The following is a 10,745-nucleotide window of genomic DNA, read 5'->3' as shown; positions in this document are numbered from 1 at the left end:
GGCGGCCCACGGTCCAAAGCCGGAGTGAGGGCACTCCGAGCCTAGGCGAGGAGCCGAGTGGTGGGGCAAGAGCGTTTTGCTTACTTTTGCGCTTTTCAAAAGTGAGCCGCTGTAAGAGCGGAACCAATAGCGGCCATAACCGCAGCAACGGATATGCCCCCAATCTAAAAACCTACTTCTTTTTCTTCGGAATCCGCACCAACCGCGTATCCGAATAAATGTCATGCCAGCCACGTTTCTGCTTGTCGAACAACGACCAGACAAACCCAAGCCCCAGGCACAACCACGAAGCAATCGACACCACAAACCGCAACAACGCCTGCCACAGACTGATCCGCGACCCATCAGCGTTCTGCACCCGCACCCCCCAAACCTGCATCCCCAGGGTCTGCCCCGAGTGCGTCCAAAACTTGGCAAAAAACCCAAACAACACAAAAAACAAAATCGTCGACAACAGCGGATCACCATCCAGCGCGCCAGACTCCGACAGCGCCCGCAACTTGGCCTCACCGACAAACCCCATCCACACCAGCTTGTAGATGAAGGCCGTGACGATCAGCAGGGCGGTGCACAACAGGAAGTCATAGAACATCGCTGCCAGACGACGGCCCAGGCCTACGGCGGGAAACTCGCCTTGGGGGCTCAGCAGGTGTTTCGACATGGCATGGCTCTCGGCAGGAAAAAAGCCATTTTACGGAAGAACGCCCATAAAAAAGCCCCTGATGTCATATCAGGGGCTTTTTGTCGCAGCAAGGATCAGCCTTCTGCTTGTACTTCGTCGGCTTGCATGCCTTTCTGGCCTTGCACCGCGATGAAGGTCACTTTCTGGCCTTCTTTCAGGCTTTTGAAGCCGTTGCCCTGAATAGCGCGGAAGTGGACGAACAGATCCGGACCGCTTTCTGGAGTGATAAAACCAAACCCTTTTTCGTCGTTAAACCACTTGACGGTACCGCTCTGACGATCAGCCATTTTCTTATTTCCTTGACGCAAAAAAATTAATGACAGCCCCTTTCACATGAAAGAGTACTGGGCTGGGTTGCAGGAAAGTAAGAGACGTCGAACGGGTTGTAGCAAACTTTGGCTACTGCCCAGGTCCAGGTTCAAAGCGACCCATGCAAACACAGTGGGCAAACTCTACGCCAACTAATACAGAAAAAACAAGCCCCGGCAAAACCCCAGGTTTTGCTCGGCCTCGTTGCACTTCTGCCCACAATGTGGAACGCGTTTATTCGATAGAATTCGTCACTTGTTATAGGTGACTGAACATAACATTGACTATCGTCAATGCACTTTAATGTGGCGGTTGCGTTACAGATTAGTGCACGTTAACGCAACCGCGTTACTTATAGGAACAGTCAATCAACCACGGTAGTAACGTTGTGGTACGAATGGCATTTTACTTACACGTAGTGGCACCTTTTTCCCACGTACCAACGCAGATACTTCGGTATCCAGTGCGATGAAAGCGCTGTCCAGATAACCCATGGCCAGCGGGCCGCCCAGGCTCGGGCCAAAACCGCCGCTGCAGACGCTGCCGATCACGGTGCCGTGTTCGTCGACGATTTCTGCGCCTTCACGGACCGGCGTGCGTTCCTGTGGCAACAGGCCTACGCGTTTGCGGCTGACGCCGGTTTGTTGCTGGGTGAAGATCGCATCGGCGCCCGGGAAGCCACCGGCGCGTGCGCCATCAGCACGACGGGCCTTGGAAATTGCCCACAACAGGCTGGCTTCAATCGGCGTGGTCTCGGTGTTCATGTCATGGCCATAAAGGCACAGGCCGGCTTCCAGGCGCAGGGAGTCGCGGGCGCCCAGGCCGATGGCCTGTACTTCGGTTTCGGCCAGCAGGCTGCGGGCCAGGGCCTCGGCGTTCGCGGCCGGTACCGAGATTTCGAAGCCGTCTTCGCCGGTGTAGCCCGAGCGGCTGACGTAACAGTCCACGCCCAGCAGGCGGGTCGGTGCGAATTGCATGAAGGTCATGTGCTTGACCTCCGGCGCCAGGCGCGCCAGCACGCTGACGGCAGCCGGGCCTTGCAGGGCCAGCAGGGCGCGTTCCTCAAACAGTGGCTCGATGGTGCACTGGTCACCGATGTGCTGGCGCAGGTGGGCCAGGTCCTGGTCCTTGCAGGCGGCGTTGACCACCAGGAACAGTTCGTCGTTACCCAGGTTGGCGACCATCAGGTCATCCAGGATGCCGCCTTGCTCGTTGGTGAACATCGCATAACGCTGCATGCCCACCGGCAGGTCGATGATGTCCACCGGTACCAGGGTTTCCAGGGCCTTGGCGGCACCGGCGCCGGTCAGGCGGATCTGGCCCATGTGCGACACATCGAACAACCCGGCTTGTTCACGGGTGTGCAGGTGTTCTTTCATCACGCCCAGCGGGTATTGCACCGGCATGTCGTAGCCGGCGAAGGGCACCATGCGTGCGCCCAGTTCGATGTGCAGGGCGTGCAACGGGGTTTTCAACAGGGTTTCGGTGGACATATTCAGCTCCTGAAAAACGTGCGGACGCGCTTATAGGCGTCAGCACTCGATAATGTTGACCGCCAAACCGCCACGGGCGGTTTCCTTGTATTTGCTTTTCATGTCGGCGCCGGTCTGGCGCATGGTGCGGATGACCTTGTCGAGGGACACGAAGTGTTGCCCGTCGCCGCGCAGGGCCATGCGCACCGCATTGATGGCCTTGACCGAACCCATGGCGTTGCGCTCGATGCAGGGCACCTGCACCAAGCCGCCGATGGGGTCGCAGGTCAGGCCGAGGTTGTGTTCCATGCCGATCTCGGCGGCGTTTTCTACCTGGGAAACTGTACCGCCCAACACTTCGCACAGGGCGCCGGCGGCCATGGAACAGGCCACGCCGACTTCCCCCTGGCAGCCGACTTCGGCGCCGGAGATCGAGGCGTTTTCCTTGTACAGAATGCCGATGGCCGCGGCGGTGAGCAGGAAGCGCACCACCCCGTCTTCGCTGGCCCCCGGGATAAAGCGCATGTAGTAGTGCAACACCGCCGGCACAATCCCGGCCGCACCGTTGGTGGGCGCCGTCACCACGCGCCCGCCATTGGCGTTTTCTTCGTTGACCGCCAGGGCGTACAGGTTGACCCAGTCCAGCACCGACAGCGGGTCGCGCAGCGCCGATTCCGGGTGCTTGCACAGCTGGCGATGCAACGCGGCGGCGCGGCGCTTGACCTTCAGCCCTCCGGGCAAAATCCCTTCGTTGCGACAGCCCGCGTCCACGCAGTCCTGCATCACCTGCCAGATCTTCAGCAGGCCGGCGCGGGTTTCCGCTTCCGGGCGCCAGGCGCTTTCATTGGTCAGCATCACCTGGCTGATGGACAGCCCATAGGTGGCGCAATGGCCGAGCAAGTCCTTGGCACTTTTGAACGGGAACGTCAGGGGCGTGGCGTCTTCGACAATCCGGTCGTGGCCGGCGGCGTCTTCATCCACCACAAACCCGCCGCCCACCGAGTAGTACTCGCGGCTGCGAATCTGCAAGCCGGCGGCGTCGAAGGCGCGGAAGATCATGCCGTTGGGATGATAGGGCAGGGGTTTGCGAATCATCGCCAGGTGTTCTTTCTCGTTGAACGCAATGCTGTGTTCGCCGAGCAGGTTCAAGCGTGCGTTGCCGCGAATTTCCAACAGGCGCGCGGCAACGGTTTCGGTGTTCACGGTGTCCGGGTGCTCGCCTTCCAGGCCCAGCAATACGGCCTTGTCACTGCCGTGGCCTTTGCCGGTGGCGCCGAGTGAGCCGTAGAGCTCCACCTTGACGCAGGTGGTGGCGCCCAGCAGGTTGTCGCGCTTCAGTCCCTCGACGAATCGAGCGGCAGCGCGCATCGGGCCGACGGTGTGGGAGCTTGAGGGGCCGATGCCAATCTTGAACAGGTCGAACACGCTTAAAGACATGGTTGTTCTCCGGTTTCTTATTATTGATCGGATGTACGCAGTCCAATGTGGGAGCGGGCTTGCTCGCGAAAGCGGTGGGTCAGTCACCAGATGTATCAACTGACACTCCGCATTCGCGAGCAAGCCCGCTCCCACATCAGGTTACGCGTAGCTTTCGATCGACGGGCACGCGCACACCAGGTTGCGATCGCCAAACACGTTGTCGACCCGGCCAACCGGCGGCCAGTACTTGGCTTCGATCAACGACGCCACCGGGTACACCGCTTGTTCACGGCTGTATGGGTGGCTCCATTCGCCAACCAGTTCCGCGGCAGTGTGTGGCGCGTTTTTCAGCGGGTTGTCGTCTTTGTCCAGCGAGCCATTTTCCACCGCGCGGATTTCTTCGCGGATGGCGATCATCGCGTCGCAGAAGCGGTCCAGTTCTTCCCGGGATTCGCTTTCGGTCGGCTCGATCATCAGGGTGCCGGCCACCGGGAACGACATGGTCGGCGCATGGAAACCAAAGTCGATCAGACGCTTGGCCACGTCATCCACGCTGATGCCGCTGCTGTCTTTCAACGGGCGCAGGTCGAGGATGCATTCGTGGGCCACCAGGCCGTTGCTGCCGGTGTACAGCACCGGGTAGTGCTCTTCCAGGCGACGGGAAATGTAGTTGGCATTCAAAATCGCCAACTGCGAAGCGCGCTTGAGGCCCGCGCCGCCCATCATGCTGATGTACATCCAGGTGATCGGCAGGATGCTTGCGCTGCCGAACGGTGCGGCGCAGACCGCGCCTTCCTTGCGTTCCATCGCGGCATGGCCGGGCAGGAACGGCGTCAGGTGGGATTTGACGCCAATCGGGCCAACGCCCGGGCCGCCACCGCCGTGGGGAATGCAGAAGGTCTTGTGCAGGTTCAAGTGGGACACATCGCCGCCGAACTTGCCCGGGGCGCAGAGGCCGACCATCGCGTTCATGTTGGCGCCGTCGATGTACACCTGGCCGCCGTTGTCGTGAATGATCCCGCAGATTTCGCGGATGCCTTCTTCGAACACGCCATGGGTGGACGGGTAGGTGATCATCAGCGCAGCGAGGTGCTCGCGGTGCTCGATGGCCTTGGCACGCAGGTCTTCGATGTCGACGTTACCGCGTGCATCGCAGGCGGTGACCACGACGCGCATGCCGGCCATGTTGGCGGTGGCCGGGTTGGTGCCGTGGGCCGACGACGGGATCAGGCAGATATCGCGGCGTTCTTCGCCACGGCTCTGGTGATAGGCACGGATGGCCAGCAGGCCGGCGTATTCGCCCTGGGAACCGGCGTTCGGTTGCAGGGAAATCGCGTCGTAACCGGTGGCCGCGCAGAGCATGGCTTCCAGTTCGGTCGTCAGTTGCTGGTAGCCGGCGCTTTGCGAGGCCGGGGCGAACGGGTGCAGGGCACCGAACTCGGCCCAGGTCACCGGGATCATTTCGCTGGCGGCGTTGAGCTTCATGGTGCACGAGCCCAGCGGGATCATGGTGCGATCCAGGGCCAGGTCCTTGTCGGCCAGTTTGCGCAGGTAGCGCATCAGCTCGGTTTCGGAGTGGTAACGGTTGAACACCGGGTGGCTGAGAATCGGCGACTGGCGCAGCAGCGCGGCCGGCAGGGTGCTTTCAACGCTGGCAGCCAATGCGGCGAAGTCCGGCAGGGCTTTACCGCCGGCGAACACGCTCCACAGGGTTTCGATGTCGGCTTGGGAGGTGGTTTCGTCGACCGACAGGCCAACGCGTTCGCCGTCGACCACACGCAGGTTGATGCGCTGGGCGCGAGCCTTGTCGTGCAGGGCAGCAGTTTGCGCGCCGGTCTTGATGGTCAGGGTGTCGAAGAAGTGGGCTTGTTCAACCGCCAGGCCCAATGCGCCCAAGCCTTTGGCGAAGATCGCGGTCAGGTGGTGAATGCGGTTGGCGATCTGGGTCAGGCCTTTCGGGCCGTGGTACACGGCATACATGCTGGCGATGTTGGCGAGCAATACCTGGGCGGTGCAGATATTGCTGGTGGCCTTCTCGCGGCGGATATGTTGCTCGCGGGTCTGCATGGCCAGGCGCAGGGCCGGCTTGCCGAAACGGTCCACGGAGACGCCGACCAGACGGCCCGGCATGTCGCGCTTGAACGCATCCTTGGTGGAGAAGTACGCCGCATGCGGGCCACCGAAGCCCAGCGGAACGCCGAAGCGTTGCGCGCTGCCGATGGCCACGTCGGCGCCGAACTCACCCGGCGGGGTCAGCAGGGTCAGGGCCAGCAGGTCGGCGGCCACGGCCACCAGCGCATTGGCGGCGTGGAAGCGCTCGGTCAGTTCGCGGTAGTCGAACACGTCACCGTTGCTCGCCGGGTATTGCAGCAGGGCGCCGAAGAAGGCACTGACGTCGGTCAGTTCACGCTCGTCGCCCACCACCACGTCGATGCCCAGTGGCTCGGCACGGGTGCGCAGTACGTCGAGGGTTTGCGGGTGGCTGTGCACGGAGGCGAAGAACGCGTTGCTGCCTTTGTTCTTGCTCAGGCGTTTGCAGAAGGTCATGGCTTCGGCAGCGGCGGTGGCTTCGTCCAACAGCGAGGCGTTGGCGATCGGCAGGCCGGTGAGGTCGCTGATCAGCGTCTGGAAGTTCAGCAGCGACTCCAGGCGGCCCTGGGAAATCTCCGGCTGATACGGCGTGTAGGCGGTGTACCAGGCCGGGTTTTCCAGGAGGTTGCGCAGGATCGGCGACGGTGTGTGGCAGTTGTAGTAGCCCTGGCCGATGTAGGTCTTGAACAGCTCGTTCTTGGCGGCAATCGCCTTGATCGAAGCCAGTGCGTCGGCTTCGCTCAGGCCGTCGCTCAGGCCCAGCACAGCGGTGCCCTTGATGCTTTCCGGGATCACGCTGGCGCTCAAGGCTTCCAGGGAATCAAAGCCCAGGGTGGCGAGCATGTGTTGCTCGTCGTCCTGGCGCGGGCCGATGTGGCGGGCGATGAATTCGTTGGCGGTGGTCAGATTAGTCATGGCGCGCTCCTCAGGCTTCAGCGTTGGCTTTGATCAGGCGGTCATACGCATCCTGATCCAACAGCTTAGCTACTGCGTCGGCATCAGCCGGTTTAAAGCGGAAGAACCAGCCTTCGCCCATCGGGTCTTCGTTGACCAGCTCGGGGCTGCCGTCCAGCTTGTCGTTTACTTCGAGGACTTCGCCGTCCAATGGCATGTATACGCCGCTGGCGGCCTTGACCGATTCAACGGTGGAGGCTTCTGCCCCTTTGTCGTAGGACTGCAGCTCAGGCAGTTGCACGAAAACCACATCACCCAGCGCGTTCTGCGCAAAAGCGGTAATGCCCACGGTCACGCTGCCGTCGGCTTCGGCGCGCAGCCATTCGTGATCTTCAGTAAAGCGCAACTCGCTCATGGAAACTCCTCAGGGCCAGATTCGTCTGGTGGACGGGATTGGAATAATGGGGAGTTGCTTAGCAAAATTGCGGCCAATGTTTTTTTATCGTTATAAAACAATTGGTTACTGATTATGGCAGGTGATGTTCGGAAGGTGACTGTAGCGATATCGCTACAGCTGGACGGGTGAAAAAAAGCCTATGAGGATCAAAGCCTTGCATGGCGATGCCTGGGACGGTGTGTATTGATATCGTTCCACTGTAGCGCTTTCAGTACAGGCGGAGGTCGCTTTTGAGGGCGCCGTAGATCAAATGTGGGAGCGGGCTTGCTCGCGAAAGCGGTATGTCAGTGCCGAATGTATTGACTGACCCAACGCATTCGCGAGCAAGCCCGCTCCCACATTTTGATCGCGTGCAGTCAGTCAGGGCTTGTTGGGAATACCGTACTTGCGCAGGCGATGGGCAATGGCGGTGTGGGAGGTTTGCAGGCGGCTCGCCAGCTGGCGAGTGGACGGGTAACTGGTATACAGCTTCTCCAGTAACCCGCGCTCGAAGTCTTCCACCGCCTGCTCCAGGCTGTCGACTTCACCATCGTTCTGCCGCGCCACCGAGGTGCCGGCGATGTCCAGGTCGCCGATGTCCACCAGGCTGCTTTCGCAAATGGCCGCGGCGCGGAAGATCACGTTCTGTAATTGCCGCACGTTGCCCGGCCAGCGGTTGCCCAGCAGCGCCGGGTAGGTGCCCGGCGCCAGGCGGCAGACCGGGCGCTGGATCTGCGCGCAGGCCTGCTGCATGAAGTAGCGGGCCAGCAGCAGGATGTCCTGGCCGCGCTCGCGCAGGGGCGGCACTTCGACGTTGAGCACGTTGAGGCGGTAGAACAGGTCTTCGCGGAAGGTGCCTTCGCTGACCATCTTTTCCAGGTCGCGGTGGGTGGCGCTGAGGATCCGCACATTGACCTTCACCTCACGGTCGCCGCCCACCCGGCGGAAGCTGCCGTCGTTGAGAAACCGCAGCAGCTTGGCCTGCAAGTAAGGTGACATCTCGCCGATCTCGTCGAGGAACACCGTGCCCTGGTTCGCCAGTTCCATCAGCCCCGGCTTGCCGCCACGCTGGGCGCCGGTGAAGGCGCCGGGGGCGTAGCCGAACAGTTCGCTCTCGGCCAGGTTCTCCGGCAGCGCCGCGCAGTTCAGGGCCAGGAACGGCGCGCTGTGGCGCGCGCTGATGGCGTGGCAGGCACGGGCCACCAGCTCCTTGCCGGTGCCGGTCTCGCCCTGGATCAACAACGGTGCATCCAGCGCCGCCACCCGTTGCGCCCGCGCCTTGAGGGTGCGGATCGCCGGGGACTCGCCCAACAACGCGTCGAAACCTTCGGCGTGGTCATGGTGCAGCGCCGACAGTTGTTCGCCGATGCGGTTGGGTTGGTACAGGGTCAGCAGGGCGCCGGCGTCGGTGATCGGCGTGGCGTCCAGCAGCAGGGTCTGGCCGTTGACGCTGATTTCCCGCAGGGCCAGGCGAAAGCCGTGTTCCAGCAAGGTGGCCAGCAGGGTTGGGTCGTCGAACAGTTCGTTGATGCTTTCTCCGGCGGGTTCGCGACCGTACAAGGCGATCAGCGCCGGGTTGGCCAGCAGGATCTTGCCGGCGCTGTCCAGGGCCAGTACCGGGTCCGTCATGGCGGCGAGCAGGGCGTCGAGTTGCAGGTGCTGGCGCTGGCCGGGGAGGATGTCGACCACGGTCACGGCTTGCACGCCGCGCACGCTGAACAGTGCATCACGCAGCTCTTCCAGTACCTCGGCGCTCAGGGTTGGAGCGTCGATGTAGACGTTGGGCGGAACCATTTCCACCGCATCCAGGTTCAGATTGCGCCCACCGAGCAAGGCCAGGACTTCCTGGGTGATGCCGACGCGGTCGATGAAGCTGACGTGGATACGCATGGGGCTGTTTTTGGTTCTGGCGAGCGAGAGGTGGCAAGTATGCCTTGGAGAAGATAGAGATCAAAATGTGGGAGCGGGCTTGCTCGCGAATGCGGTGTGTCAGTCACCGGATGTATCAACTGATACACCGCATTCGCGAGCAAGCCCGCTCCCACATTTGATAGTTGGTGCCTGGGAAATCGGGTTATTCGAGGTGTTCGGGTTTGACCGGATCCCCAGGCTTCACATCCAACTGATGGCGCACATCCTCAAACATCAAATCGTACTGCTTGTGCATCTGGCCATTGAGCACGGCAATCTTCGGCATGCCGTACTTCTGCGCGATGTTCATCGCCTGCCGGGCGAAGTCGAACGACTGGTCCTTGGGCAGGAAGAACTCTTCCTTGAGCTCCTTGCCCTGCACCGTGCCGTGCATCTTGAAGAGCATTCCCTTGCCTTCCTTTGGGTCCTGGCTGACTTCGTAGTCGATGCACAGGTTGTAGCTGTAGTCATCCTTGTTCAGCGCGTGGCGTTCGATGTGCAGGTGACCAGGTTCAAAGGTAGCCATAGGCGTTTCTCCTCTACTTCACAGGTAGGTGATGCCAGGTTTTGCGGTACTGATGCGGGTGCCGGCGCTGCCCTGGACGATCGCTTCGATGTCCGAGAGTGAACCGATCACTGCGGTTTTTCCAGTCTGGCGGGCGAACTCGCACGCGGCCTGGACCTTGGGTCCCATGGAGCCGGCAGCGAAGCCGAGCTTTTCGATTTCGTCCGGGTGTGCCTGGCCGATGGCTTTCTGGGTGGGCTTGCCGAAGTCGATAAAGGCGGCATTGACGTCGGTGGCGATCACCAGCAAATCGGCGTCCAGTTGCCCGGCCAGCAAGGATGAGCACAGGTCTTTGTCGATCACGGCTTCAATGCCCTTGAGCTTGCCGTCTTCGCCATACATCGTCGGAATCCCGCCGCCGCCGGCGCAGATCACGATGCTGCCTTTTTCCAGCAACCACTGGATCGGGCGGATTTCAAAGATCCGCTTTGGCCGTGGGCTGGCCACCACGCGGCGATACTTGTCGCCATCGGGGGCAATCGCCCAGCCTTTTTCAGCGGCCAGTTTTTCCGCTTCGGCTTTGGAGTACACCGGGCCGATGGGTTTGGTCGGGTTCTGGAAGGCCGGGTCCTTGGCGTCGACTTCGACCTGGGTCAGCAGTGTGGCGAACGGCACTTCGAAGTCCAGCAGGTTGCCCAGTTCCTGTTCGATGATGTAGCCGATCATGCCTTCGGTTTCGGCTCCCAACACATCCAGCGGGTAAGGTGAAACCTGGGTGTAGGCCGCAGCCTGCAGCGACAGCAGGCCCACTTGCGGGCCATTGCCGTGGGCAATCACCAGCTCGTTGCCTTTGTGGATCTTGGCGATCTGTTCGGTGGCGATGCGGATATTGGCCCGTTGATTGTCTGCGGTCATGGGTTCACCACGGCGCAGAAGGGCGTTGCCGCCCAGTGCAACGACGATACGCATATAAGGTTGTCCTTCCAGAATCCAGCGTTGTGAACACCGGGCCAAATGTGGGAGCGG

General features: G+C 61.3%; 9 protein-coding genes. All 9 read right to left on the bottom strand.

Annotated features, from left to right (window positions below):
• Positions 1-172: 172 nt before the first annotated feature.
• Positions 173-661, bottom strand: a complete 489-nt coding sequence (locus HX811_RS08235; protein ID WP_177045512.1) for an RDD family protein — start codon at positions 659-661, stop codon at positions 173-175.
• Positions 662-756: 95 nt separating this feature from the next.
• Positions 757-969: a cold-shock protein gene (locus HX811_RS08230; protein WP_003220045.1), complete on the bottom strand. Its 213-nt coding sequence runs from the start codon at positions 967-969 to the stop codon at positions 757-759.
• A gap of 390 nt (positions 970-1,359) precedes the next feature.
• Positions 1,360-2,484: a glycine cleavage system aminomethyltransferase GcvT gene (gcvT, locus tag HX811_RS08225; RefSeq protein ID WP_003220046.1), complete on the bottom strand. Its 1,125-nt coding sequence runs from the start codon at positions 2,482-2,484 to the stop codon at positions 1,360-1,362.
• A gap of 39 nt (positions 2,485-2,523) precedes the next feature.
• The gene (locus tag HX811_RS08220) at positions 2,524-3,900 is read right to left on the bottom strand and encodes an L-serine ammonia-lyase (RefSeq protein ID WP_003220047.1); all 1,377 of its coding nucleotides are present in this window, start codon (positions 3,898-3,900) and stop codon (positions 2,524-2,526) included.
• 141 nt (positions 3,901-4,041) lie between these two features.
• Positions 4,042-6,888: an aminomethyl-transferring glycine dehydrogenase gene (gene gcvP / locus HX811_RS08215; RefSeq protein ID WP_003220048.1), complete on the bottom strand. Its 2,847-nt coding sequence runs from the start codon at positions 6,886-6,888 to the stop codon at positions 4,042-4,044.
• 10 nt (positions 6,889-6,898) lie between these two features.
• Positions 6,899-7,282, bottom strand: coding sequence for a glycine cleavage system protein GcvH (gcvH, locus tag HX811_RS08210; RefSeq protein WP_003220049.1), 384 nt, complete (start codon positions 7,280-7,282; stop codon positions 6,899-6,901).
• 402 nt (positions 7,283-7,684) lie between these two features.
• Positions 7,685-9,193, bottom strand: coding sequence for a sigma-54-dependent transcriptional regulator (locus HX811_RS08205; protein WP_087692648.1), 1,509 nt, complete (start codon positions 9,191-9,193; stop codon positions 7,685-7,687).
• Positions 9,194-9,377: 184 nt separating this feature from the next.
• Positions 9,378-9,740, bottom strand: a complete 363-nt coding sequence (locus tag HX811_RS08200; RefSeq protein WP_003220051.1) for a DUF5064 family protein — start codon at positions 9,738-9,740, stop codon at positions 9,378-9,380.
• A gap of 18 nt (positions 9,741-9,758) precedes the next feature.
• Positions 9,759-10,688 (bottom strand): carbamate kinase, encoded by a 930-nt coding sequence (gene arcC / locus HX811_RS08195; protein ID WP_087692649.1) that lies wholly within the window; start codon positions 10,686-10,688, stop codon positions 9,759-9,761.
• Between the last annotated feature and the right edge of the window lie 57 nt (positions 10,689-10,745).

Source organism: Pseudomonas sp. F8002 (genome assembly GCF_013385495.1).
In the GTDB taxonomy this organism is placed as follows: domain Bacteria; phylum Pseudomonadota; class Gammaproteobacteria; order Pseudomonadales; family Pseudomonadaceae; genus Aquipseudomonas.
Note: the sequence above shows the minus strand (reverse complement) of the source record. Positions and strands in the feature narration are given on the sequence as shown.